The sequence below is a fragment of the Streptococcus sp. 9.1 genome (genome assembly GCF_016648815.1).
Taxonomy (GTDB): domain Bacteria; phylum Bacillota; class Bacilli; order Lactobacillales; family Streptococcaceae; genus Streptococcus; species Streptococcus salivarius_E.
Genome location: NZ_JACLQS010000002.1, coordinates 35,967 through 60,993 on the forward strand (window position 1 = coordinate 35,967; position 25,027 = coordinate 60,993).

Annotated in this window: 20 protein-coding genes and 3 pseudogenes; 21 read left to right on the forward strand and 2 right to left on the reverse strand. The window is 40.3% G+C overall.

What is annotated here, in order from left to right; translation table 11 throughout:
- Positions 1-13: 13 nt before the first annotated feature.
- The 19 genes from H7T93_RS02350 (at position 14) to H7T93_RS02440 (ending at position 18,900) form a co-directional block, all read left to right on the forward strand.
- Entirely contained in the window at positions 14-1,246 is a 1,233-nt protein-coding gene (locus tag H7T93_RS02350; RefSeq protein WP_002886438.1) for a cysteine desulfurase, read from the forward strand.
- Positions 1,233-1,664 carry a Fe-S cluster assembly sulfur transfer protein SufU gene (sufU, locus tag H7T93_RS02355; RefSeq protein WP_037597354.1) on the forward strand — a complete coding sequence of 144 codons (432 nt, stop codon included), beginning with the start codon at positions 1,233-1,235 and terminating at the stop codon, positions 1,662-1,664. The genes H7T93_RS02350 and sufU overlap by 14 nt, the downstream gene beginning before the upstream one ends.
- Before the next feature lie 75 nt (positions 1,665-1,739).
- The gene (gene sufB, locus H7T93_RS02360; protein WP_002883666.1) at positions 1,740-3,158 is read left to right on the forward strand and encodes a Fe-S cluster assembly protein SufB; all 1,419 of its coding nucleotides are present in this window, start codon (positions 1,740-1,742) and stop codon (positions 3,156-3,158) included.
- Between the two features lie 174 nt (positions 3,159-3,332).
- Complete coding sequence (locus H7T93_RS02365; protein ID WP_201041614.1) at positions 3,333-3,692, forward strand: hypothetical protein; 360 nt, start codon at positions 3,333-3,335, stop codon at positions 3,690-3,692.
- A 79-nt stretch (positions 3,693-3,771) separates the two neighbouring features.
- Positions 3,772-4,638, forward strand: a complete 867-nt coding sequence (hslO, locus tag H7T93_RS02370) for an Hsp33 family molecular chaperone HslO (RefSeq protein ID WP_002883609.1) — start codon at positions 3,772-3,774, stop codon at positions 4,636-4,638.
- Entirely contained in the window at positions 4,631-5,608 is a 978-nt protein-coding gene (gene dusB, locus H7T93_RS02375) for a tRNA dihydrouridine synthase DusB (protein WP_198463515.1), read from the forward strand. The genes hslO and dusB overlap by 8 nt, the downstream gene beginning before the upstream one ends.
- A gap of 163 nt (positions 5,609-5,771) precedes the next feature.
- Positions 5,772-6,215, forward strand: coding sequence for a zinc-dependent MarR family transcriptional regulator (locus H7T93_RS02380; RefSeq protein WP_037597364.1), 444 nt, complete (start codon positions 5,772-5,774; stop codon positions 6,213-6,215).
- Between the two features lies 1 nt (position 6,216).
- On the forward strand, positions 6,217-6,924 hold the full coding sequence (locus H7T93_RS02385; RefSeq protein ID WP_037597367.1) for a metal ABC transporter ATP-binding protein: 708 nt from the start codon (positions 6,217-6,219) through the stop codon (positions 6,922-6,924).
- Complete coding sequence (locus tag H7T93_RS02390) at positions 6,917-7,729, forward strand: metal ABC transporter permease (RefSeq protein WP_037598920.1); 813 nt, start codon at positions 6,917-6,919, stop codon at positions 7,727-7,729. The genes H7T93_RS02385 and H7T93_RS02390 overlap by 8 nt, the downstream gene beginning before the upstream one ends.
- Before the next feature lie 161 nt (positions 7,730-7,890).
- Positions 7,891-8,829: an AEC family transporter gene (locus tag H7T93_RS02395; RefSeq protein WP_002889783.1), complete on the forward strand. Its 939-nt coding sequence runs from the start codon at positions 7,891-7,893 to the stop codon at positions 8,827-8,829.
- Between the two features lie 154 nt (positions 8,830-8,983).
- A complete protein-coding gene (locus tag H7T93_RS02400) occupies positions 8,984-11,170 on the forward strand; it encodes a PTS transporter subunit IIBC (protein ID WP_049529337.1) in 2,187 nt (728 codons plus the stop codon).
- A 97-nt stretch (positions 11,171-11,267) separates the two neighbouring features.
- A complete protein-coding gene (locus H7T93_RS02405) occupies positions 11,268-12,083 on the forward strand; it encodes an endonuclease/exonuclease/phosphatase family protein (RefSeq protein WP_037600399.1) in 816 nt (271 codons plus the stop codon).
- Positions 12,084-12,186: 103 nt separating this feature from the next.
- Positions 12,187-13,536: a glucose-6-phosphate isomerase gene (locus H7T93_RS02410; RefSeq protein ID WP_022496539.1), complete on the forward strand. Its 1,350-nt coding sequence runs from the start codon at positions 12,187-12,189 to the stop codon at positions 13,534-13,536.
- A gap of 184 nt (positions 13,537-13,720) precedes the next feature.
- Complete coding sequence (locus H7T93_RS02415) at positions 13,721-14,521, forward strand: SDR family oxidoreductase (RefSeq protein WP_022496540.1); 801 nt, start codon at positions 13,721-13,723, stop codon at positions 14,519-14,521.
- A gap of 62 nt (positions 14,522-14,583) precedes the next feature.
- Complete coding sequence (locus H7T93_RS02420; protein ID WP_079119902.1) at positions 14,584-16,410, forward strand: BglG family transcription antiterminator; 1,827 nt, start codon at positions 14,584-14,586, stop codon at positions 16,408-16,410.
- A complete protein-coding gene (locus H7T93_RS02425; protein WP_022496542.1) occupies positions 16,410-16,907 on the forward strand; it encodes a transcriptional regulator GutM in 498 nt (165 codons plus the stop codon). The genes H7T93_RS02420 and H7T93_RS02425 overlap by 1 nt, the downstream gene beginning before the upstream one ends.
- Positions 16,904-17,446, forward strand: a complete 543-nt coding sequence (locus H7T93_RS02430; RefSeq protein WP_022496543.1) for a PTS glucitol/sorbitol transporter subunit IIC — start codon at positions 16,904-16,906, stop codon at positions 17,444-17,446. Before H7T93_RS02425 ends, H7T93_RS02430 begins: the two co-directional genes overlap by 4 nt.
- Before the next feature lie 16 nt (positions 17,447-17,462).
- Positions 17,463-18,443: a PTS glucitol/sorbitol transporter subunit IIB gene (locus H7T93_RS02435; RefSeq protein WP_022496544.1), complete on the forward strand. Its 981-nt coding sequence runs from the start codon at positions 17,463-17,465 to the stop codon at positions 18,441-18,443.
- 94 nt (positions 18,444-18,537) lie between these two features.
- The gene (locus tag H7T93_RS02440; RefSeq protein WP_022496545.1) at positions 18,538-18,900 is read left to right on the forward strand and encodes a PTS glucitol/sorbitol transporter subunit IIA; all 363 of its coding nucleotides are present in this window, start codon (positions 18,538-18,540) and stop codon (positions 18,898-18,900) included.
- 353 nt (positions 18,901-19,253) lie between these two features.
- Here the strand turns inward: H7T93_RS02440 and H7T93_RS02445 are convergent.
- Positions 19,254-19,736 (reverse strand): annotated as a pseudogene (locus tag H7T93_RS02445) (transposase); the annotation flags it as partial.
- Between H7T93_RS02445 and H7T93_RS02455 the strand changes: the two are divergent.
- Positions 19,728-20,700, forward strand: a pseudogene (locus H7T93_RS02455) (transposase); the annotation flags it as partial. The pseudogenes H7T93_RS02445 and H7T93_RS02455 sit on opposite strands and share 9 nt — an antisense overlap.
- Before the next feature lie 635 nt (positions 20,701-21,335).
- The gene (glmS, locus tag H7T93_RS02460; protein ID WP_022496548.1) at positions 21,336-23,153 is read left to right on the forward strand and encodes a glutamine--fructose-6-phosphate transaminase (isomerizing); all 1,818 of its coding nucleotides are present in this window, start codon (positions 21,336-21,338) and stop codon (positions 23,151-23,153) included.
- Between the two features lie 344 nt (positions 23,154-23,497).
- Here the strand turns inward: glmS and H7T93_RS02465 are convergent.
- Positions 23,498-24,747, reverse strand: a pseudogene (locus H7T93_RS02465) (ISL3 family transposase).
- Positions 24,748-25,027: the final 280 nt, after the last annotated feature.

The following is a 25,027-nucleotide window of genomic DNA, read 5'->3' on the forward strand; positions in this document are numbered from 1 at the left end:
ATAGGGAGATAAGATGTCAGCTTTAGATGCCTATAAGATTCGACAAGATTTTGCCATTTTAGATCAGGTAGTTAATGATGAACCTTTGGTATACTTGGATAATGCAGCAACGACTCAGAAACCTCAAGTAGTCTTGGACACTCTCATGGCCTACTATCATGAGGACAATGCCAATGTTCACCGTGGTGTGCACACTTTGGCTGAGCGTGCAACAGCTGCTTACGAAGCTAGTCGTGAAAAGCTTCGTCAGTTTATCAATGCTAAATCAACCAAAGAGGTCCTCTTTACACGTGGAACGACAACTGGTCTTAACTGGGTTGGTCGTTTTGCAGAGCAGGTTCTTGAGCCAGGAGATGAGGTGGTTATTTCAATTATGGAACACCACTCAAATATCATTCCTTGGCAGGAAGCTTGTAAGAAGACGGGGGCAAAACTTGTTTATGCCTACTTGAAAGATGGCCAATTGGATATGGAAGATTTGGCTAACAAGATTACTGAAAAGACAAAATTTGTCAGTCTAGCTCAGGTCTCTAACGTTTTAGGCTGCATCAATCCTGTCAAAGAAATTGCCAAGCTTGCCCACCAAGTTGGTGCCTATATGGTGGTGGATGGTGCCCAATCGGCGCCCCACATGGCCATTGATGTTCAGGATTTGGATTGTGATTTCTTCACCCTTTCTGGACATAAGATGTTAGGCCCAACAGGGATTGGGGTTCTTTATGGCAAGGAAGAGATTCTTAACCAGATGAATCCTATTGAATTCGGTGGTGAGATGATTGATTTTGTTTACGAACAGGAAGCCACTTGGAAGGAATTGCCTTGGAAATTTGAGGCTGGTACACCTAACATTGCGGGGGCTATTGCTCTTGGTGCTGCTGTGGACTACCTCTCTGCTTTAGGTATGGAAAATATTCATGCTTACGAGCAAGAATTGGTAGACTATGTTTTGCCTAAGCTTCAAGCTATTGATGGTTTGACAGTCTACGGTCCAGAAGATCCTAGCCAGCATGCAGGTGTAATTGCCTTTAATATTGATGGGCTTCATCCTCATGATGTGGCGACAGCTCTTGATTATGAAGGAGTGGCAGTGCGTGCGGGTCACCACTGTGCTCAGCCTTTAATTAATCATTTAGGAATCTCATCAGCTGCCCGAGCAAGCTTCTATATTTATAATACTAAAGAGGATTGCGACAAGCTTGTAGAGGCAATTCTTGCGACGAAGGAGTTTTTCAATGGCACTCTCTAGACTAGATAGTTTATATATGGCTGTTGTGGCCGATCACTCTAAGAGCCCTCACCATCATGGTGTTCTACCTGATGTGGAGCAACTTCAACTGAATAATCCGACTTGTGGAGATGTTATCAATCTGTCAGTTAAATTTGATGGTGACGTGATTGAAGACATTGCCTTTGCTGGTGATGGTTGTACCATTTCTACAGCTTCATCAAGTATGATGACGGATGCAGTTATTGGAAAAACCAAGGCCGAGGCTTTGGAACTAGCGGAGATTTTCTCTCTTATGATCCAAGGGGATCATGAAGATGAAGATAAGCTAGGCGAAGCCAAGCTCTTGGCGGGGGTTTCTAAATTTCCACAACGTATCAAATGTGCAACACTCTCTTGGAATGCCCTTAAAAAAGCTATAGAGAGAAGCGAGCTTTAGGAAGTCAGGGAGCAGTTAGCCTCCTTGCCCAAGCAAAAAGGAAAACGAATCAAACCTTTAATAAAGGAAAATACTATGACTGAAACAAATGAAAAAGTAGAACCAAAACCCATTGATTTGGGGGAATATAAATACGGTTTCCATGACGATGTGACACCAGTCTTTTCAACAGGAAAAGGAATCAGTGAGGATGTGGTCCGTGCCATGTCTGCTGAAAAAGGGGAGCCTGAGTGGATGCTTGAATTCCGCTTGAAATCATTGGAAACCTTTAACAAAATGGCCATGCAAGAGTGGGGACCAGACCTTTCTGGCATTAACTTTGATGACTTGACATATTTCCAAAAAGCATCAGACAAACCTGCTCGTGACTGGGAGGATGTTCCTGAGAAAATCAAGGAAACTTTTGAACGTATTGGTATCCCAGAAGCAGAGCGTGCCTATCTTGCTGGAGCCTCAGCTCAGTATGAATCAGAAGTGGTTTACCACAACATGAAAGAAGAGTATGACAAGTTGGGTATTATCTTTACAGATACGGACTCAGCTCTTAAAGAGCATCCAGAGCTCTTCAAGAAGTACTTCTCAAAACTGGTTCCGCCAACAGACAATAAATTTGCGGCCCTTAACTCTGCCTTTTGGTCAGGTGGTACCTTTATTTATGTACCTAAAGGCGTCAAGGTGGATATTCCGCTTCAAACCTACTTCCGTATCAATAACGAAGCGACTGCTCAGTTTGAACGTACCCTTATCATCGTAGATGAAGGTGCCAGCGTTCACTATGTTGAAGGATGTACAGCGCCAACATACACAACGGCTAGCCTTCATGCGGCTATCGTTGAAATCTTTGCGCTTGATGGTGCCTACATGCGCTACTCAACTATCCAAAACTGGTCAGATAGCGTTTACAACTTGGTAACTAAACGTGCTACCGCTAAGAAAAATGCGACTGTTGAGTGGATTGATGGTAACCTTGGGGCCGAAGTCACTATGAAGTACCCATCTGTTTACCTTGATGGAGAAGGTGCGCGTGGTACCATGCTTTCAATTGCCTTCGCCAATGCGGGTCAACACCAAGATACAGGAGCTAAGATGATTCACAATGCACCGCATACATCATCATCTATTGTCTCTAAATCAATTGCTCGTAATGGTGGTAAGGTTGACTACCGTGGACAAGTCACATTCAACAAGGATTCTAAGAAATCGGTATCTCACATCGAATGTGATACCATCTTGATGGATGACTTGTCTAAATCAGACACTATCCCATTCAACGAAATCCACAACTCACAAGTTGCCCTTGAACACGAAGCTAAAGTTTCTAAGATTTCTGAAGAGCAACTCTACTACCTCATGAGCCGTGGACTCTCAGAACAAGAAGCAACAGAGATGATTGTTATGGGATTTGTGGAACCATTTACCAAAGAACTTCCAATGGAATATGCTGTTGAGCTTAACCGCTTGATTAGTTATGAAATGGAAGGATCAGTTGGGTAAAAACTCTGATAATCTAAAGGGACCAGATGGTCCTTTTTGTTTTGCTTGAAAAATCAGGAGATGGGCTATAGATAACTGTTAGGAACAGAGTACTTGCAAAGTGTAGAAAGCGTTTACAACTTTTATTTAAAAAGATATAATAGATTTGAATAGCAAGTAATGGAGGGGACTAATATGGGAGTGTATAACAGTGACTGGCTACTCAATCAAATTCGAGGAACAGCTAATGTGGTCAGTAAGGCTTTTAAATTTGAGACTTTAGACATTGATTTAGGTCAGGTGGAGGACGAGCAAGGTCACACGATTGATGGCAATGACTACATTGACGACTTGTTAATCCATGAACAGTATGATCAGGCAACTACCTTCATTCATAGTCAACTCAAGCGTTTGACGACTAATGACTATAATCTCCTTGTCAGCGTCTATATGGAGTATTTGGAGAATTTGCCGCCATTAATAAAAGAAAAACATCAGCTTGATAATCGCCAAATAATGGACTGGAAAGCTAAACTTTCCGAATTTTCATGGTAGTTTGATAGAGAGTGTGGAAGAGAAACGCCAAGCGTTTACGACTTTTCCACCCTCTTTTTTGTGTTATAATAGAGTCACTATGGATAAATTAATAAAAACAATTTCAGAATCAGGTTCTTTCCGCGCTTACGTTCTTGATAGCACTGAAACAGTTAGAACCGCACAAGAAAAACACAATACATTGTCATCATCAACAGTCGCTTTGGGGCGTACCCTTATTGCCAATCAAATCCTGGCTGCTAACCAAAAAGGTGAGAGCAAAATCACGGTTAAAGTTATCGGGAACAGCTCTTTTGGGCATATCATCTCTGTAGCCGATACCAAAGGACATGTTAAGGGCTACATCCAAAATCCAGGTGTGGACATCAAGAAAACAGCGACCGGTGAAGTCTTAGTCGGTCCTTTCATGGGACAAGGGCAGTTTGTTTCAATCATCGATTATGGAACTGGTAATCCTTACACGTCATCAACACCACTTATTTCTGGTGAAATCGGTGAAGACTTTGCCTACTATTTGACAGAATCTGAGCAAACGCCATCTGCTGTAGGTCTTAATGTACTTCTTGACGAAGAGGACAAGGTCAAGGTTGCTGGTGGCTTCATGCTTCAGGTCTTGCCAGGAGCTAGCGAGGAAGAAATCGCTCGTTACGAAAAACGCATCCAAGAGATGCCAGCCATTTCAACGCTTTTGGAGTCTGATGACCATATCGAAGCTCTCTTGAATGCCATTTATGGGGATGAACCTTTCAAACGTTTGTCTGAAGAGGAGCTTAGCTTTGAGTGTGATTGCTCACGTGAACGCTTTGAAAATGCCCTCTTGACACTTGGTAAGGATGAACTTCAAGCTATGAAAGACGAGGACCATGGTGCTGAAATCGTCTGCCAATTCTGCCAAACCAAGTATGAATTTTCAGAAGCTGACTTGGAGGAACTCATCAATGACTAAACTTAATTCGTCCTTCATGATTGGAAACGTAGAGATTCCTCATCGTACAGTATTAGCTCCGATGGCAGGTGTGACCAACTCGGCCTTCCGTACCATTGCCAAGGAATTTGGTGCTGGTCTTGTGGTTATGGAGATGATCTCTGAAAAAGGGCTCCTCTACAATAATGAGAAGACCCTCCACATGCTTCATATTGATGAGAATGAGCATCCAATGTCTATTCAGCTTTTCGGTGGTGATGCTGAGGGCTTGAAGCGTGCGGCTGACTTTATCCAGACCAATACCAAGGCTGATATCGTTGATATCAACATGGGTTGTCCGGTCAATAAGGTAGTCAAAAATGAAGCTGGTGCCAAGTGGCTCAAGGATCCAGACAAGATTTACCACATTGTCAAGGAAGTAACGTCAGTACTTGATATTCCTTTGACTGTTAAGATGCGTACGGGTTGGTCAAATAGTGATTTGGCTGTGGAAAACGCTCTTGCAGCTGAGTCTGCAGGTGTTTCTGCCCTTGCCATGCACGGCCGTACTCGTGAGCAAATGTACACAGGTCACTGTGATCACGAGACTTTGGCCCGTGTTGCTAAGGCTGTCACTAAGATTCCGTTTATCGGAAATGGCGATGTTCGTAGCGTTCAAGACGCTAAACTTATGATTGAAGAACTTGGTGTAGATGCCGTTATGGTTGGTCGTGCAGCCATGAATAATCCTTACATTTTCACGCAAATCAACCACTTCTTCGAAACAGGAGAGGAGTTGCCAGAACTTCCATTTGATAAGAAATTGGACATCGCCGAAGACCACCTCAAACGTTTGGTAGACCTTAAAGGTGAAAAGATTGCTGTCCGTGAATTCCGTGGTCTTGCACCACACTATCTTCGTGGAACAGCAGGAGCAGCTAAGGTTCGTGGCGAAGTCTCACGTGCCGAGTCTGTTGCTCAGGTTGAAGAAATCTTTGCAACTTTGCGATAACTCTATATCTGATAAAAACTTAACCAGCTTGGTTAGGTTTTTATTTTACTCTTATTCTTCCTTGATATTGATGACCGTGCACTGCCAATCTTTTTCTTGCTCTTCCCTTGCAAAATCTCTGTGTTTTCGATATAATTAACTGGTTAAGTAAATGGAGAAAGCAATGCTAGAACTAGAAGAACAAGTCAATCAATTGATTAATCAAATCGTGCTCAAGTCTGAAAATCAGCATGAGCTCCTTATTGGGCAGTGCCGTAGTCAAGTCAAATTGACTAATACTCAGGAACATATTCTCATGCTTTTGGCTGAGGGTCGCAAGACCAATTCGGAGTTGGCAAAGACCTTAAATGTCAGTCAGGCTGCTGTTACCAAGGCTGTTAAAACCTTGGTCAAAGAGGGTATGTTGGAGGCTAAGAAAGACAAGGATGATGGGCGCGTGACCTACTTTGTCTTGACACAAGAGGCTCAGCCTATTGCCCAGGAGCATGAGGAACACCACCAAGAGACCTTGGGGGTTTATCGGTCTGTATTGGATCAGTTTGATAATCAAGAGCGTCAGGTTATTGGACGTTTCTTGACAGAATTAGCAGAAAAAATTGAGGAATAAGATGCGCTATATTACAGTTGAAGGACTGAGCTTCCAGTATGATGCGGAGCCCGTTCTGGACAATATTCACTATCATTTGGATTCTGGGGAGTTTGTAACCCTGACTGGGGAAAATGGAGCTGCCAAGTCAACGCTTATCAAGGCTACCCTCGGAATTCTCAAGCCTAAGAAGGGAACTGTAACCATCTCTGAAACCAATAAAGATGGTAAAAAGCTTCGTATGGCCTATCTTCCCCAGCAAATTGCCAGCTTTAATGCAGGTTTTCCGAGCACGGTCTACGAGTTTGTGAAGTCTGGCCGTTATCCTCGTCAGGGGTGGTTTCGTCGTTTGACGAAGCACGACTTGGAACACGTTCAACGTGCCCTTGAGTCTGTAGGTATGTGGGAAAATCGTCACAAGCAAATTGGGCGTCTCTCAGGTGGCCAGAAGCAACGTGCTGTTATTGCTCGTATTTTTGCCTCAGATCCAGATATCTTTGTCTTGGATGAGCCAACAACGGGTATGGATGCAGGGACAGCTAATACTTTCTATGAACTCATGCACCACTCGGCTCACAAGCATGGCAAGTCGGTCTTGATGATTACCCACGACCCAGAGGAAGTCAAAGAGTACACAGACCGTAATATTCATCTGGTTCGTAATCAGAAATTGCCTTGGCGTTGTTTCAATGTTCATGAAAAGGATGGAGAGGAGCACAGACATGATTAGTGAATTATTAGCCTATGATTTTATGCAACGTGCTATTCTCGCCGTGATTGCTATCAGTATATTTTCTCCGATTTTGGGGCTCTTCTTAATTCTTCGTCGTCAGAGTCTGATGAGCGATACCTTGAGTCACGTGTCCCTAGCTGGGGTGGCTGTTGGGATTTTCTTGGGACAATCAACCACTTGGATGACCCTTGTGGTTGTGGTTATTGCCGCTTTGGTTTTGGAATATCTCAGGGTCAGTTACAAGCATTATATGGAGATTTCAACGGCTATCCTCATGTCAATGGGGTTGGCAGTGGCTCTTATTCTTAGTAACAAGGCGGGTAGCAGTAGCATGAGTCTGGATAGCTATCTTTTTGGTTCTATCATCACCATTAGCTCTGAACAGGTCTATGCCCTCTTTGTTATTGCGGCTATTGTACTGGTCTTGACCTTACTCTTTATTCGTCCTATGTATCTTTTAACCTTTGACGAGGACACCGCTCATGTGGATGGCTTGCCAGTTCGTCTCATGTCTCTCCTCTTCAATATTGTGACAGGGATAGCGATTGCCCTGATGATTCCAGCAGCAGGGTCACTTTTGGTTTCCACCATCATGATTCTTCCAGCAGCTATTGGTATGAAAATAGGTCAAACCTTTAAATCTGTCATTTTCTGGGCTATTGGTATTGGTTTGGTTGGCATGCTCTCTGGTATTTTTATTTCCTATTATTGGGAAACACCAGCTAGTGCCACTATTACCCTTATCTTTATCGCTTTCTTTGGTCTGGTATCAATCTTTGAACCTCTCTTAAAAGCAGAATAGATAATAGAAGAAAAGGGCTTGAGAAATCAAGCTCTTTTTGTGATATACTAAAGTGGTTTTTGAGAGAAGTTAAAATAAGAATGGTAGCTTTCTAGGCAGAAATGATGATTATATTTCTCTGGTGTCCACTATCATTGCAACAGTAACAAAAAGGAGAAAACATGGAAATCTTTCTAACGAGTATATCGGGAATCCTAGTCATTTTGGGTATGATTTTAGTGGGATTCGTAATGGGTGAAAAAGGCTGGTTTGACGACAAGTCACGTGGTCTTATAGCTAAGCTAGTCACTCAAATTGCCCTTCCTTGTTATATGCTCTATACGATTACACAGCGTTTCACAGCGGCAGATCTACTTAAAATGTTGCCGGAATTGCGTTTTCCTACACTTTCTATGGTGATCTTACTTGGGATTGCGACAGCGGTGGCTAGAATTTTTGCAGTGAAAAAGGAGCGTCGTGGTCTCTTTATTTCCATGTTTTTTAATTCGAATACCATTTTTGTGGGGCTCCCTATCAATCAAGCCCTCTTTGGCGATGCTAGTATCCCCTATGTTCTTATCTATTATATGTGCAATACGACCTTTTTCTGGACCTTGGGGACCTACCTCATCCAACGTGATGGGGAAGGAGACGCTGAATTTGATTTAAGAACAAGTCTGAAAAAAATCTTCTCCCCCCCTCTAATGGGCTTCATGTTAGGCCTTATTATTGTTATCCTCCATATTAAATTACCAAGCTTTTTAGCCAGTGACTTGCAGTATTTAGGTAGTTTGACGACTCCTCTATCTATGATTTTCATCGGTTTGTCAGTATCCAATGCAGGTGTCAAGCAGTTGGTTCTTAAAAAGGACCAGTTACTGATTTTGCTGGGACGCTTTGTGGTTGCTCCTCTCTTGATGGCTACCATCGTATATTGGGCGCCCCTCCCAACCTTGATGAAGCAAGTTTTTATCATACAGTCGGCTATGCCTGTCATGACCAATGCTCCAGTCGTTGCTAAACTATATGGGGCTGATAGTGATTACGCTGCTGTCATGGTTACTGAGACTACCCTTGCTACCATGATTGTAATTCCAATTTTGATGGTCCTTATGGCTTAAAAATAATCAAGTAACCCCGGTTTTTCTGGGGTTTTTTAAATTTGTAAAAAAATTCAAAAAAAGTTTACGAAAACGCTTTACAAATCGTAAAAAGATGCTATAATAATTACATAAGTTATGCAAACGTTTGCATCAAAACGTAGGAGGAAATGAAATGAATAAGCTAAAAGAAAAATTTGGCTTTGAGTTCTGGCAAAAATTCGGTAAAGCCCTCATGGTTGTTATCGCGGTTATGCCAGCAGCAGGTCTCATGATCTCACTCGGTAAAACAGTTGCCATGATTAATCCAAACATGGCACCGCTCGTTATTACTGGTGGATTTCTTGAGCAGATTGGTTGGGGGGTTATCGGTAACCTTCACATCTTGTTCGCCCTTGCCATTGGTGGTAGCTGGGCTAAGGAACGTGCAGGCGGTGCCTTTGCGGCAGGTCTTGCCTTTATCTTGATTAACCGTTTGACTGGTTCAATCTTTGGTGTTACTTCAGATATTCTTGCTGATAAGGCTGCTACAGTCCACACCATTTTTGGTCAATCAATCAAGGTATCTGATTACTTCATCAGTGTTTTGGAAGCTCCAGCCCTCAACATGGGTGTGTTCGTAGGTATCATCTCTGGTTTCATCGGAGCTACTGCCTTCAACAAATACTATAACTTCCGTAAATTGCCAGAAGCTTTGTCATTCTTCAATGGTAAACGCTTCGTACCATTCGTAGTTATTCTTCGTTCAGCTATCGCAGCTATCGTCCTTGCTATCGTATGGCCAGTTATCCAATCAGGAATCAACGGCTTCGGTATGTGGATTGCCAACTCAAAAGAAACTGCTCCAATCTTGGCACCGTTCTTGTTCGGTACTTTGGAACGTCTTCTCTTGCCATTTGGTCTCCACCACATGTTGACTATCCCAATTAACTACACTCAATTGGGTGGTACTTACCACGTATTGACTGGTGCCGCTAAAGGTACTGAAGTATTGGGTCAAGACCCACTCTGGCTTGCTTGGGTTACTGACCTTGCAAACCTTAAAGGTGCACACCCAGAACAATACAAACACCTTCTTGAATCTGTTACACCAGCCCGCTTTAAAGTTGGTCAAATGATCGGTTCATTCGGTATCTTGATGGGTATCGTCGTAGCCATCTACCGTAACGTCGATGATGATAAAAAACATCAATACAAAGGGATGTTGACTGCAACTGCACTTGCAACATTCTTGACAGGGGTAACAGAGCCAATCGAGTACATGTTCATGTTCGTGGCTACTCCACTTTACATCGTTTATGCTTTGGTACAAGGATGTGCCTTTGCCATGGCTGATATCGTTAACCTTCGTGTTCACTCATTCGGTTCTATCGAGTTCTTGACACGTACACCACTTGCTATTAACGCTGGTTTGGCGATGGATATCGTTAACTTCATTTGGGTAACTGTACTCTTTGGTGTTATCATGTTCTTCATCGCGAACTTCATGATTAAGAAATTTGACTACGCTACACCAGGACGTAACGGTAACTATGAGCAAGGTGATGATGCTCCATCAGAATCTGCTGGATCAGCAAGTGCTGGAACAAGCTCAGCAAGCTCACAAGTTATCAACATCATCAACCTTCTTGGTGGACGTGCTAACATCGTCGACGTTGACGCATGTATGACTCGTCTCCGTGTTACTGTTAAAGATGCTGATAAAGTCGGAACTGAAGAACAATGGAAAGCTGAAGGAGCTATGGGTCTTGTCATGAAAGGACAAGGGGTTCAAGCTATCTATGGTCCTAAAGCAGACGTATTGAAATCTGATATTCAAGACGTTCTTGATTCAGGTGAAGTTATTCCTGAAACACTTCCAAGTCAAATGACTGCTGTTCAAAAAGCAGAAGCTACCTTCAAAGGTGTGACTGACGAAGTACATTCAGTTGCTGATGGTCAAGTTATCAACATCGAAGATGTTAAAGACCCAGTATTCTCACAAAAAATGATGGGTGACGGTTTCGCTGTAGAACCAGAAAACGGTAAAATCGTTTCACCAGTAGCTGGTAAAGTGACAAGCATCTTCCCAACTAAACACGCTCTTGGTTTGGTAACAGACAATGGTCTTGAAGTTTTGGTTCACATCGGACTTGACACTGTTAGTCTTGAAGGTAAACCATTCGACGTTAAAGTTACTGAAGGTCAAACAGTTGCTGCAGGTGATCTCTTGGTTGAAGCGAACCTTGATGCTATCCGTGAAGCAGGTCGTGAAACATCTACAGTTGTTGTCTTTACAAATGTAGATGCAATCAAATCAGTTAAAGTAGAACATACAGGTAAATTGGCTGCTAACGCTCCAGTTGCAAAAGTAGAACTTTAATTTGCTAAACGATAAACAAGCAGACAGCCCTTGGGCTGTTTTGTTTGTAAATGACCCTATGTCATTTCTAGATGCAAGTCAGAAGAGGGATAAACTTATGAAATTTCTAACTTTAAATACCCACAGTTGGATGGAAGAAGATGCAGAAGGGAAATTCCAAACCTTAAAGGAACAGATTCTTAAAGCTCAGTATGATATTATTTGCTTCCAAGAAGTTAACCAAGAAATAGAGACTTCTGTTGTAGACACGGATGATTACTATCATGCACTTCCATCAGCAACACCAATCCACCAAGATCACTTTGTCCGTCTTCTTGTGGAAAAGTTGGCTGAAGAAGGTCTTCAATACCATTGGACTTGGGCTTATAATCACATTGGTTATGATCACCTTAATGAAGGGGTTGCCGTCTTGTCACGTCAACCATTGACAGCTAGCGAAATCTTGGTTTCAGATGTTGATGATCCAACTGACTACCATACACGCCGTGTAGCAGTTGCTGAAACCACTGTAGATGGCCGAGAAGTGGCTGTTGCTAGTGTTCACCTTTCATGGTGGGACAAAGGTTTCCAAGAAGAGTGGGTACGTATTGAGGAACGTTTCAAAGCTATTGGAAAACCACTCATCCTAGCAGGTGACTTTAACAACCCAGCAGGTCGCGAAGGTTATCAAGCCATTTTGGCTAGCCCACTCAATCTTCAAGATAGTTTTGAAGTAGCTAAAGAAACAACTGGTAGCTATACAGTTGGACCTGGTATCGATGGCTGGAAGGGCAATGAAGAGCCTTTACGTATCGATTATGTCTTTGCAAGCCAAGAGTGGACAGTAAATCGCCTTAGTGTCATTTTTGATGGAAACAATCAACCTCTAGTAAGTGATCACTATGGCCTTGAAGCAGACCTTGCATTTAGATAGTAACTGTAGCCTATCTTGACCTAATAAGGGTAAAAAGTATTGTCAAAAGATAAATAAAAGAGTAGAATAAAGGGTAGAATTGATTTTTTTAAAGGAGAAACTAATGGCTCATATTACATTTGATTATTCAAAAGTATTAGACAAATTTGTTGCACCACATGAAGTGGAATACATGCAAGCACAAGTTACAGCAGCAGATAATGCTCTACGAAACGGAACAGGTCCCGGAGCAGAAATGACAGGCTGGTTGAATCTGCCTGAAGAATATGATAAAGATGAATTTGCTCGTATTCAAAAGGCGGCTGCTAAAATCCAATCTGATAGTGAAGTGTTAATCGTCATCGGTATTGGAGGATCTTATTTAGGGGCACGTGCAGCGATTGATTTCTTGAATAATTCTTTTGTAAATCTACAAAGCAAGGAAGAACGTAAGGCACCTCAAATCCTCTATGCTGGAAACTCTATCTCATCAAGCTATTTGGCTGATTTGGTAGACTATGTATCAGACAAAGATTTCTCTGTCAACGTTATTTCTAAGTCAGGAACAACTACAGAGCCTGCTATTGCTTTCCGTGTCTTCAAAGAACTCTTGGTTAAGAAGTATGGTCAGGAAGAAGCAAATAAACGGATTTATGCAACTACAGACCGCGCTAAAGGTGCAGTTAAGGTTGAAGCAGATGCTAATGGCTGGGATACTTTTGTAGTGCCTGATAGTGTTGGTGGTCGTTTTACAGTATTGACAGCAGTGGGACTCTTGCCAATCGCAGCTGCAGGGGCTGATATCAGCAAGTTGATGGAAGGAGCAAATGCTGCTCGCAAGGCTTATGCTTCTGATAAGTTGGCTGAAAATGAAGCATATCAATATGCAGTTGTACGCAATATCTTGTACCGTAAAGGTTATCTGACAGAAGTTCTAGCTAACTACGAACCATCATTGCAATACTTCTCAGAATGGTGGAAGCAATTGGCTGGTGAGTCAGAAGGTAAAGACCAAAAAGGTATTTACCCAACTTCAGCGAACTTCTCAACAGACCTGCACTCTTTGGGGCAATTTATTCAAGAAGGAACTCGTATCCTCTTTGAAACAGTTATTCGTGTAGATAAGCCTCGCAAAAATGTGTTGATTCCTGAATTAGCAGAAGACTTGGATGGCCTTGGCTATCTGCAAGGAAAAGATGTTGACTTTGTCAATAAGAAAGCAACAGATGGAGTGCTGTTAGCTCATACAGACGGCGGAGTGCCAAATATGTTTGTGACCCTGCCTGAGCAAGATGAGTTCACTTTGGGCTATACTATTTACTTCTTTGAGTTAGCTATTGCTCTTTCTGGCTACCTGAATGGTATCAATCCATTTGACCAACCAGGTGTGGAAGCATACAAGAAGAATATGTTTGCCTTGCTTGGTAAACCAGGCTTTGAAGAGCTTGGTGCTGAGTTGAATGCACGTCTTTGATTCTCATATGCTTTGAGTTCATTTAGAATATAAAAAGATCCACAAGTTCATTTCTAGTGGATTTTTTAGTACAAGCCTCTTAATTAGTTTATTAATTTTTTGAACAGTGTAAAAAAGAGTGTCTTAATTCTTTTATGAAAGCGCTGTATAATTGCCTTGTAAATAAAATTTGAGAGGTATCAAAATGAATGATTGGTTAGACATTAAAGGCAAAACAGTTCTTGTGACGGGTGCGTCATCTGGGATTGGTAAGGCAATAGTCGAAGAATTGTTGGAATTAGGAGTCAATGTAGCGAATTTTGATCTTAGCGACAACGATTTGCGTCACCCGAATCTATTATTTGTAAAAGTTGATGTAACTTCTCGCTCTGAAGTAGAAGCAGGAGTCGCTAAAATAGTTGAAAGATTTGGCAATATTGATGCGGTAGTCAATAATGCGGGGATTAATGTACCTAGATTATTAATCGATGCAGAAAATCCTAAAGGTCCTTACGAGTTGGACGATGAGACGTTCGAAAAAATAACAATGATTAATCAAAAAGGTTTGTATTTGGTTAGTCAGGCAGTAGGACGTATTTTAGTGAAAAATGGAAAAGGTGTAATTGTGAACATGGCTTCAGAAGCAGGCTTGGAAGGTTCTGAAGGACAAAGTGCCTATGCTGCAACAAAAGCAGCAGTCTATAGTTACACTCGTTCATGGGCGAAAGAGCTTGGTAAGCATGGTGTACGTGTGGTTGGAATTGCTCCAGGAATTATGGAAGCTACGGGACTTCGAACTCTTTCTTATGAGGAAGCTCTTGCTTATACCCGTGGAAAGACGGTAGAAGATATTCGAGCTGGTTATGCTTCAACCTCAACGACTCCATTGGGACGGAGTGGGAAACTACGTGAAGTAGCTGATCTTGTAGCGTTCTATATTTCAGACCGTTCTAGCTATATAACAGGTGTCACTACAAATATTGCCGGAGGTAAAACTCGCGGATAAAACAATGAAGGTGGGGAAGAGAGTTGACCTTAGTAAATCGATGGTATAATATTTTAGACAAAATGGTTTCGCAGCCAACTTATTCCTTGGTAGATATGCGCTCAGAACTGGATATTAGTTTGCAAACCTTGCAAAAGAGTATCCAACAATTAAATGATGTTTTGGCTCCTAATATCCAGATTATCTCACAAGATGATCTGTTAATGTTGGAAGTGTATGACTATACAGAGTTGGAAAGGATTTTATCTGGTAGTTTAAAACAGGAGAGTGACTTCAATTCTTCCAGTAAAAGAATTGCCTATTTGCTAAAACGTTTAATTGAGTCAACCTCCCCTCTTCTTATTGACGACTTGGCTGAGGAAGTAGGTGTTAGTAGAAGTACCCTTAATAAGGATTTAAAACAAGTAAAATCTTTGGCAGAGAGTTACTCTATTACTATTTCAGGAAAGCCCAACCGTGGGCTGGAGGTCTTGGGGAGCGAGCTGAATTTGCGCTTGCTCTATATTCACCAAGTGGCTCCTTACTTTGAAGAAAGGACACTCACTGAGGCAACCTCTTCTTTTCTGGAGACGCTAGTCCAGGACTATAAAATCCCTAAAGAAACACAGGAACTCCTTCGAAAGACCATTTCAATTATGGTGGAACGTATTCATACATCTAAGGTGTTGAATTGTCCTATTCCTTATTATAAGAATGATTTAACAGAGACACCTTTGGCTGAGAAATTAATCTATCATATTGAGATGACTTATAAGATTTCCCTCAGTCAGTTTGAAATAGACTTTTTGTGTTTTCCGTTTAATGTCCGTTTTATTGACACTTTAAGCAAGCCGTCTTATCAATCTGAACAGGTTGCAAACATTTTTCAAGGGATTGTCAAGAAAGTCAAAGAAACAATGTTGGTTCACTTTGATGATGAAGAATTATTTGAAGAAATAAAGTCTCATCTAGGCGCTTTAATCAATCGACTGATTTTCCATGTGCAAGCTAATGATATATTTCATGGCGAGGTTCAAACTCAATATCCTTTTGCTTTTGAAATGGCGAAAATTGCTGGAGAAGAACTATCTGCAATTTTGGGTTCAGAATTGGAATTATCTGAAATCGGATATCTGGCTTTGTATTTTGAAATGATTTTAAGAAAGCAAAATTCTGCTGTTAAGGGTTCTCGCAAGCAGATAGCTGTAGTTTGCACAACAGGAAGAGGAACCGCTGCGATGATTATTCAGCAACTCAGACGAGTCCTTGGAAATGATGTAGACATTACTCAGTATTCTGAAGAGGATTTTAATGTGGAATTGAATCAGGACTATTTCGCGATTTTTACGACAGTTCCTCTAAAATATAAAGATTCTAAATCTCCAGTCATTCAAGTTAATCATCTTTTTGATGATCAATGGCTGCAGGAAGAATGGCAGAAAGCCAATGCTTTTCATCAAAAAAATCTAGAAACAGTTAGCTTACGCTTTCTTCGATTAAGCCCCCAAAAAACCTATCAGCAATACTTGCTAAATATGGTTGCAGAGTTAGGGAAACTTCAGATGATTGATAAAGGTTTTATAGAACGGATAATTGATAGGGAGAAAAAGCAATCAACCATTTTTGGTGGAGGAATTGCCTTCCCCCATACAATTAACCAGGGTTATGCAAAGACTATTTTAATGTTTGGAAAACTAGAAGAGCCTTATCAAAAAGGAGATGAATGGATTGAATTTATCTTTCTAGTCGCCATTCCCTCAGAAATTGAAACAAAAATGGAAAGTGAATTACTGGAATTGTATGATGATATTTTTAGAATTGCAGGAGAGCCTTCTCTGAAAGAGGCATTGAGATCGGTAGAAACAGAGACAGAGTTTCTATCATTTTCTAAGAGCAAAGGAGTATTTTAATGAATTCGCTAATAATTTTCGCCGTATTTGTAATGGCAGCTTATATATTTCAAATGTTCCTCGGCTGGCAGCAACTCAAAGACTTCAATAAGACCTATACGATGCTCCGAAAACTGGGTCGCGTAGCGATTGGCAGGAAGTCCGGAAGAATCAAATCCGGTACGATTGTCATGTTCGCGGTTGATGAAAACGGTCGGGTTCTTAAAGCTAGCAAAATGCAAGGAGTCACAATCTTAGCGCGTTTTCAAAATATGGACGATTATGTTGGAGAAGACATCCATTATTTTGACAAGTATAATCCTCTTGTGAGAAAAGAAAATAAGTTGATGCAATCAGCCATAGAAGATGCTAGAAAAGTCTATCTTTTGCATGAGGCAGGTATTGAGAAAGAGACAAGTTCATCTGATTCTTTTTTGGGATTTGGCTTTTATGCGAATTACTTACAATTATCTATTAAACAGTTATTAAAAAAAAATAAGAAAAGGGGTTCCTTATGAATCACATTACAAAATTTGCAGAGAATTTTATGAAACTCTTCCAATTAGGTGGAGAAACCTTTATTAGCTGGATGACAAATATTGTACCGCTTGTCCTAATGCTATTGATTGCAATGAATACCCTTATCGCTTTCTTGGGAGAAGAGAAGGTCAATTCCCTGGCTAAGATTTCTGCCAAAAATCCTGTTAGCCGGTATATGATTTTACCTTTCATTTCAGCCTTTATGCTGGGGAACCCGATGTCAATCAGTATGGGACGTTTTTTACCAGAATATTATAAACCTAGTTTTGTAGCAGCTCAGATGCAGTTCTGCCACACTTCAAATGGTGTATTTCCGCATATCAATCCTGGGGAATTGTTTGTATGGATGGGAATCGCGACAGGGATTCAAACTTTAGGCTTGAGTCAAATGGACTTAGCCATTCGTTACATGCTTGTTGGGATTGTCATGAACTTTGTAGGTGGCTGGGTAACAGATTTTACAACTGCTTATGTTGCGAAACAGCAAGGGGTTACCTTGAGTAAAACATTTGATTGATAGAAAGAGTGAATTTATGTCATATAAGAGTATAAAAGTTGTTAAAGGAAATGGCGGTTTCGGAGGACCTTTGGTCATTACTCCTAGTGAGGCAAAGCATAAATTTATCTATATCACTGGCGGCGGAGAAAAGCCAGATATTGTGGATAAAATTGCTGATTTGACAGGTATGGAAGCTGTTAATGGATTTAAAACATCTATTCCTGATGAGGAAATTGCTTTGGCAATTGTAGATTGTGGCGGAACTCTTCGCTGTGGAATCTATCCTAAGAAGGGGATTCCGACGATCAATATTGTCGCTACAGGTAAAAGCGGACCTCTAGCTCAGTATATTACAGAGGAAATCTATGTATCAGCAGTTGGTCTTGATCAAATTTCCGCTGCTAATGAAGATGAAAAAGCGACAACGGTGGTTACTGAAAAACCAACTTACGATACTAGTAAAAAAATCACAGAACAAAAAGCAGAAACAAGTATTGTAGCAAGAATTGGGATGGGGGCTGGTAAGGTTGTTGCGACTTTCAACCAGGCTGCTCGTGAAGCCATCCAAACAATGCTCAATACTATTATTCCTTTCATGGCCTTTGTTTCTTTACTAATTGGGGTTATTCAGGGTTCTGGTGTTGGAAATTGGCTGGCAAAACTAATGGTTCCTCTAGCTGGGAACATTTGGGGACTCATTTTGATTGGCTTTATCTGTTCCTTGCCATTCTTATCTCCTTTGTTGGGCCCTGGAGCTGTTATCAGTCAGATTATCGGAACCTTAATTGGAGTCGAAATCGGAAAAGGAAATATTCCGCCTCAAATGGCTCTGCCAGCTATATTTGCTATCAACACTCAAAATGGCTGTGATTTCATTCCTGTAGCACTTGGGCTATCTGAGGCGAAAGCTGAAACTGTTGAGGTTGGTGTCCCTTCTGTTCTCTATTCACGTTTTCTCAATGGTGTTCCTCGGGTCTTAGTAGCTTGGGTCGCTAGTATTGGTCTTTATCAGTAGAGCATGGTTAGGTTGTGCACACATATAAAAAATAGTATCTTAAACTTATCTATTAGGAACATGAAAGATTAGAGAAAGGATGGATCGGAATTAGATGAAGAAAATTTTTGAAGCTAAAGTAATTCAAGTGGGACCTGAAGCTCAGAATATGATTCAAGACGCTAATATGCTCATTTTATTTGGAGAAGAAGCTCCGGGAGACTTAGCAGAGTATTGTTTTAAGATTGATAACAAAAATCTGCTAGGTTCAATACTAGAAGGCGGCAAGCTGGTGGTAGATAATCAGGAATATTCGATTACTGCCGTGGGAAATGTAGTAGAAAAAAATTTAACTGGACTGGGCCATATCACTATTTCTTTTGATGGTTCAAAAGAGGGCAGTCTGCCGGGCACTCTCCATGTTGCAGCAGACCAAGCAGTAGTAATTGAGAAAGGTTCTACCATTCAGATTTTCTAAGTAGCTCAAGTAGGATAGAAAATCAAATCCTGTAAACTATCAAAGCAGCAGCCTAAAACTAAACGCAGCCTCCCTTAGGGGAGGTTCGGATTGAAGACAAAGTCCTTAGAAGACACTTTTCTAAGGGCTTTTCTTTTTGTAAAGTTGTATAATAGAGGTAAGAAAAGTTGTGAGGTGCTAGCTATGTTTCACAAAGAAAAACCTGATTATCATCGCTGCCAATATGGCTTCTATACGATAGACGAATTGGTCCCAGAAGATCACTTTCTTCGCCAATTGGAATCAGAGGTTGATTTCGACTTTATGATACTGTCAATAATTTTGTGTAAACACTCAAGTAGAGTTATAGAGTGCTAATCAAATAAGCTTTCAAGTGTGTCAGAACATTGTCCAAACCCTTTATGGATTCGTTGACTTTGCTTGAAATTATAATCTTCAAACAAAGTAACTAAGTAACGTTCCAGAGCCTCCTCGTTAGGAAAAAGAACCTTCTTTTTCGTTTGACGTTTGATTTCTTTGTTAAGAGACTCAATGAGGTTTGTCGAATAAATGCTGTGCCAAATTTGATAGGGAAACTGAAAAAAAGTTAAAAGATTATCCGTTTTCTCCAGGCTTTCCGTGACTTTCCTATACTTTGGTTTCCATTCGGCGATAAAGTCCTCTAAAGCTTGTACTGCCATTTCTAAATTTTCAGCACGATAAATCATTTTAAATTACCCCAGAATAACCGCTCGATCAGATCGTTTCACCCTACTAGCCAGATTTCGACTAATATGAATCAAGCAACGTTGTTGTTTAGCTAATGGGTAAGCCTGACTGATAATCTGCTCAAGCCCTTAGAATCACAAAAACAACTAGATAGCTTACGAGTACGTAAAACAGATAAGATTGACGCTGAAAAACTAGCTACGTCTCAGTTCATCCTCAATCGTAAACCAAGCTATGTCCAAGAAGTGCTTTATCAAGAATTACGCGACCTCAGCCATTTCTATCAGAATCTTACTGGGGATATTTTCTGCGCTAAAAATCGTCTGCACAAGGTTCTACAGGTCTCTTTTCCTGAATTGTAAAACATCTTATCTTCACCAACTGTGGGAACAATATTGGAACTTGGTCATGACTTTTCCATGTAATAGTTTTGTACTGGAGTTAGATGACGCCGAATTAACAGCTATCATCCGTCAGTCTACGGCAAAACGCATCTCTGAAAAACGTGTGACTTACTTAGTAGATAAGCTTACAAAACTAGCTAATCAGTCTTATTGTGAGGTCAAGAAAACCTCTCCAATGATGGAAGAGATCAAATACTATGCAGGGGAGTTACTTAGGCTTTCTGAATATAGACAAGGCGTTTTAGAGGAGATGGTAACTTTGGCTCAACCTTTGCCAGAATACGAGATTCTTCTCTCTATTCCTGGAATCACTGAAACCACAGCGACAAGTATTATTGGCGAACTTGGTGACATTCGTCAATTTCATTCTGCCAATCAAATCAATGCTTTGATCAGCATTGACCTCAGCCACTATGAATCTGGGGACTTTCTAGCAAAGGAACATATCACCAAACGTGGGAATCCCTATGCCATAAAGGTTCTCTTTAAGTGCATTCATAACATAGCTTCAGCTGGCTACACCAATCCTTGTCATATAGCAGACTTCTATGAGAAACGGAAAAGACAATCGCAAGTGACTTCAACCAAACCACACACGATTGCCTCTACACATCGTCTCATTAGAACAATGTATTACCTCATAACACATAACAAGCTTTACGATTATACTTCTACCCAAAATCGGTAAAATTGTTTATGCCATATGATTGTAACACCTTATCAAAAAACCACTAGGTAAGGTGTTGTTTTTGCGTGCACTTTTTACACTAAACTTTAGTTCAAAAATAGACAAACTCCTTAGTTTGACTATGTAATTCAATCTATTTTTTTATCAAATGCCTTGATATGCTTGACAAATGGTAGAAAAGGACTCAGTCCTGTGCAATACAGAACTAAATCCTTTGGATAAATTAATTGTCTAACTTTTTGGGGTCAGTACAATTTTTATGGGACTTTTTGTGTATACTCAAAAAGCTCTATAATCTCTACAGTGGTTTTACAAATCACAGAAATAAAAAAATCTGAATTATTAGCGAAATTTTGTTCTTTAAAGGAAAATAGAGTTTAATTGGAAGTGGTATAACAAATTTCGTTTTTATTCATTTAAATAGTTGTTAAGAAAAATTGATTTAGATTATCTGATAATAAGTTTTTACTTGACAAATTGAAGATAGTCATCTTTTATGACTATACCAATTTAATTGTTGACAACTAATAAAACTAGGTATATAATGACTTTGTTCGGTTCAATAATAGGATATTGAACTATACCAATTTGTAGGAAAGGGATAGTAATTTAAAAGTTGCTACAGGTAATAATTAATGTGTGGAATTGTTGGAGTTGTTGGAAATAGTAATGCAGTGGATATCTTAATACAGGGTCTCGAAAAGTTAGAGTATCGCGGTTATGACTCAGCAGGTATTTATGTGACTGATGCCCCAGATAAAGGTTGTCTAGTTAAATCAGTTGGTCGTATTGCAGATCTTCGTGCTAAAATTAGCTCCGATGTTAAGGGATCAACTGGTATTGGTCACACGCGTTGGGCAACACATGGTCAAGCAACTGAGGATAATGCTCACCCACATACTTCGGAAACAGGGCGCTTCGTTTTAGTTCATAACGGAGTTATTGAAAACTATCTCCAAATTAAAGAAGAATACTTGCAAGGACACAAATTTAAAGGTCAGACAGATACTGAGATTGCAGTTCACTTGATTGGTAAATTCGTTGACGAAGATGGATTATCAGTTCTTGAAGCCTTAAAAAAATCTCTTCATATTATCCAAGGGTCATATGCGTTTGCTCTTGTTGACTCTCAAGCACCAGATACGATTTATGTTGCCAAAAACAAATCTCCACTTTTGATTGGTGTTGGTGAAGGTTACAACATGGTTTGTTCAGATGCCATGGCTATGATTCGTGAAACTAGTCAATTTATGGAAATTCACGATAAAGAGTTGGTTGTTCTGACCAAAGATGCTATCACAGTTACCGATTATGAAGGAAATGCTATTGAACGCGGTACTTATACAGCTGAACTTGATCTTTCTGATATTGGTAAAGGAACTTATCCTTACTATATGTTGAAAGAAATTGATGAGCAACCTACTGTAATGCGTAAATTGATTTCTACCTATGCAGATGATGAAGGAAATATCACTGTTGATCCAGCTATTGTCAAGTCAGTACAAGAAGCAGATCGTATTTACATCTTAGCAGCTGGGACTTCATATAATGCTGGTTTTGCGTCAAAAGCTATGTTTGAAAAATTGACAGATACACCAGTTGAAATAGGTGTTGCATCTGAGTGGGGTTACAACATTCCACTTTTGAGCAAAAAACCAATGTTTGTTTTGCTTAGTCAATCAGGTGAAACAGCAGATAGCCGTCAAGTTTTGGTGAAAGCTAACGAAATGGGAATCCCTAGTTTGACTGTTACCAATGTACCTGGTTCTACGCTTTCTCGTGAAGCAACATATACGATGCTTTTACATGCAGGGCCTGAAATTGCTGTAGCTTCTACAAAAGCTTATACTGCTCAGATTGCGGCTCTAGCTTTCCTTGCGAAAGCTGTTGGTGAAGCAAATGGCAAGAAAGAAGCACTTGAGTTTGATTTAGTGCATGAGTTATCAATTGTTGCTCAGTCAATTGAAGCGACTCTCTCTGAAAAAGATATGATTTCTGAGAAAGTTGAGAACTTGTTGGCTACAACTCGTAATGCTTTCTACATTGGTCGAGGAAATGATTATTATGTAGCTATGGAAGCATCATTGAAGTTGAAAGAAATCTCTTATATTCAATGTGAAGGCTTTGCTGCGGGTGAGTTGAAACACGGTACAATTTCATTGATTGAAGATGGTACTCCAGTTTTAGGATTAATTTCTGCAAGTGAAGTTGTGGCTGCTCATACTCGTGGTAATATTCAGGAAGTTGCTGCTCGTGGAGCTAATGTTTTAACAGTCGTTGAGGAAAAATTAGCTAAAGCTGATGATGATATTATTGTCAATCAAGTACATCCATTCTTATCACCGATCTCAATGGTTATTCCAACTCAGTTGATTGCTTACTATGCTTCTCTACAACGGGGTCTTGACGTGGATAAACCACGAAACCTTGCAAAAGCAGTAACAGTTGAGTAAGTTAGTTTCCGCATTCTAAATTTTATTAGCTCTTTTTTATCATTTATCAAGTCTATCAAAGCTTTAAGTTAAAAATGAGATAAGACAGTACTATTCTGAGTTTATTGTCTTAGTTTTAACAATTTTTGAGCCATAAAAAGGCATGCTAAAAAATACCTTTCCTGGTATTTTTGATCAAGGTTTCTTGCCAGCTTGTCAAGTGACGTATAGCGCTATACTACAATTTTACAAGACCCCACTACTTTAACCTAACGAAAAAGTAGTGAGTACTCTCTGGTTGGAGATTTTCTCACTACTCATCTTAGTATGTTTGTCAACTGTAGTGGGTGGCGAAAAGCTAACATCTAGAGAGGACCAGATAGGTCTTCTCTTTTTTTATGTTTAGAGTGATGAAGATACGTTTCTTAAAGTTGATGAAGTTTCTAAAACCGAAGCCCAACCGTTTGATGTCTTTAATCAACTTGTTAGTAGCTTCCAGTTTTGCGTTTGAATAGTCTGTTTCTAGTGCATTTTGGATGTATTGCTTGTGTCTAAGAAAAGTCCTAAAGACCGTTTGAAAATAGTGATTGACCTTGCTTCTATTTTCCTCTATCAGCTCAAAGAACTCATCTACTCTCTTCTCCTGAAAGTGAAAAAGCAAAAGCTGATAAAGAGTATAGTAGTCGGTGAGCTCTTCTGAAAAGACCAATGTCTTCTCAATGACTTCATGTGGGCTTAAGGTTTGACAAAATGTCTTCGAGTGAAATGAGTTACAAGATAGCTTACGACTGTCCTTTTGAAAAAGTCGCCAGTGATTTTTCAAGGCTCGATAAGGTAGTGACTTCTTATCGAACTGGTTCATAATCGCAATTCTTGTCTTTAAAAAGGCACGTCCAAGGTACTGGATAATGTGAAATCGATCAAGAACAATTTTGGCGTTAGGGAAAAGTCTTCGAGCTAGTGGCATATAAGTTCCTGACATATCTATCGTGATAAACTGTACCTTTTGGCGAGCTTTCAACGGATACTTCAAAAAGTAGTTTCGAATAGTGGTTTGACGGCGATTATCGAGGATAGTTATGAGTTTGTTGGTCTCATAGTCTTGCGCCACAAAAGCGAGTTCACCTTTCTTGAACCCAAGCTCATCCCAGGACATAACAGCTGGGAGTTTGTCATAATGCTCCTTGAAAGTAAACTGGTCAAGTTTACGATAGACAGTGGATGTCGATACACGAAGTCTTCTGGCAATATCCGTTAATGATAGCTTTTCAGTTAGAAGTTGAGCAACCTTTTGTCGGACAAGGTTTGAGATTTGGTGATTTTTCTCAACGATTGATGTCTCAGCGACCGTGACTCGCCTACAACTTTTACACTGGAAGCGACGTTTCTTCAGACGTAGTAGTGTCGGAGTTCCAGCTTGCTCTAGAAGAGGGATTTTAGAAGGTCTTTGAAAGTCATATTTAATCATCTTTCCTTGGCAATGTGGGCATGGTGGTGCAGGGTAATCCAGTTTTGCATGAATTTCGATATGAGTATCAGTTTCAAAAACAAGAGAAATAATGATGTTAGGGTCTTTAATTCCGATTAATTCTGTGGTATTCTTAATAGGTCTCATAAGTTCTTCCTAATGGTAGTTTCGTCGCTTTTCATTATAGTTCTTATGGGACTTTTTGTGTATACTCAAAAAGCTCTATAATCTCTATAGTGGTTTTACCCACTACAGAAATTATAGAGCCGTAATCAGATAAGATCAGCTTTGGCTGGTCTTTTTTTAACCATTTGTAGGCTAAAACTCTCCATTAATGATTTCTTGTAGCTTAATTTACGAACTTTTATTCTAAACGTTTCGGACGGGCTAGTTGGGTTTTGTGGCTCTTTAATTTAGGGATGATTGT

What these genes read in the sequence shown, in the direction of transcription:
- H7T93_RS02405 (WP_037600399.1), top strand. Translation starts at nt 11,268, where the DNA reads ATGAAATTTCTAACTTTAAATACCCACAGTTGGATGGAAGAAGATGCA.
- H7T93_RS02440 (WP_022496545.1), top strand. Translation starts at nt 18,538, where the DNA reads ATGAAGAAAATTTTTGAAGCTAAAGTAATTCAAGTGGGACCTGAAGCT.
- sufU (WP_037597354.1), top strand. Translation starts at nt 1,233, where the DNA reads ATGGCACTCTCTAGACTAGATAGTTTATATATGGCTGTTGTGGCCGAT.
- H7T93_RS02430 (WP_022496543.1), top strand. Translation starts at nt 16,904, where the DNA reads ATGAATCACATTACAAAATTTGCAGAGAATTTTATGAAACTCTTCCAA.
- glmS (WP_022496548.1), top strand. Translation starts at nt 21,336, where the DNA reads ATGTGTGGAATTGTTGGAGTTGTTGGAAATAGTAATGCAGTGGATATC.
- H7T93_RS02385 (WP_037597367.1), top strand. Translation starts at nt 6,217, where the DNA reads ATGCGCTATATTACAGTTGAAGGACTGAGCTTCCAGTATGATGCGGAG.
- H7T93_RS02380 (WP_037597364.1), top strand. Translation starts at nt 5,772, where the DNA reads ATGCTAGAACTAGAAGAACAAGTCAATCAATTGATTAATCAAATCGTG.
- H7T93_RS02410 (WP_022496539.1), top strand. Translation starts at nt 12,187, where the DNA reads ATGGCTCATATTACATTTGATTATTCAAAAGTATTAGACAAATTTGTT.
- hslO (WP_002883609.1), top strand. Translation starts at nt 3,772, where the DNA reads ATGGATAAATTAATAAAAACAATTTCAGAATCAGGTTCTTTCCGCGCT.
- H7T93_RS02365 (WP_201041614.1), top strand. Translation starts at nt 3,333, where the DNA reads ATGGGAGTGTATAACAGTGACTGGCTACTCAATCAAATTCGAGGAACA.
- H7T93_RS02390 (WP_037598920.1), top strand. Translation starts at nt 6,917, where the DNA reads ATGATTAGTGAATTATTAGCCTATGATTTTATGCAACGTGCTATTCTC.
- H7T93_RS02415 (WP_022496540.1), top strand. Translation starts at nt 13,721, where the DNA reads ATGAATGATTGGTTAGACATTAAAGGCAAAACAGTTCTTGTGACGGGT.
- H7T93_RS02350 (WP_002886438.1), top strand. Translation starts at nt 14, where the DNA reads ATGTCAGCTTTAGATGCCTATAAGATTCGACAAGATTTTGCCATTTTA.
- sufB (WP_002883666.1), top strand. Translation starts at nt 1,740, where the DNA reads ATGACTGAAACAAATGAAAAAGTAGAACCAAAACCCATTGATTTGGGG.
- dusB (WP_198463515.1), top strand. Translation starts at nt 4,631, where the DNA reads ATGACTAAACTTAATTCGTCCTTCATGATTGGAAACGTAGAGATTCCT.
- H7T93_RS02435 (WP_022496544.1), top strand. Translation starts at nt 17,463, where the DNA reads ATGTCATATAAGAGTATAAAAGTTGTTAAAGGAAATGGCGGTTTCGGA.
- H7T93_RS02400 (WP_049529337.1), top strand. Translation starts at nt 8,984, where the DNA reads ATGAATAAGCTAAAAGAAAAATTTGGCTTTGAGTTCTGGCAAAAATTC.
- H7T93_RS02420 (WP_079119902.1), top strand. Translation starts at nt 14,584, where the DNA reads ATGGTTTCGCAGCCAACTTATTCCTTGGTAGATATGCGCTCAGAACTG.
- H7T93_RS02395 (WP_002889783.1), top strand. Translation starts at nt 7,891, where the DNA reads ATGGAAATCTTTCTAACGAGTATATCGGGAATCCTAGTCATTTTGGGT.
- H7T93_RS02425 (WP_022496542.1), top strand. Translation starts at nt 16,410, where the DNA reads ATGAATTCGCTAATAATTTTCGCCGTATTTGTAATGGCAGCTTATATA.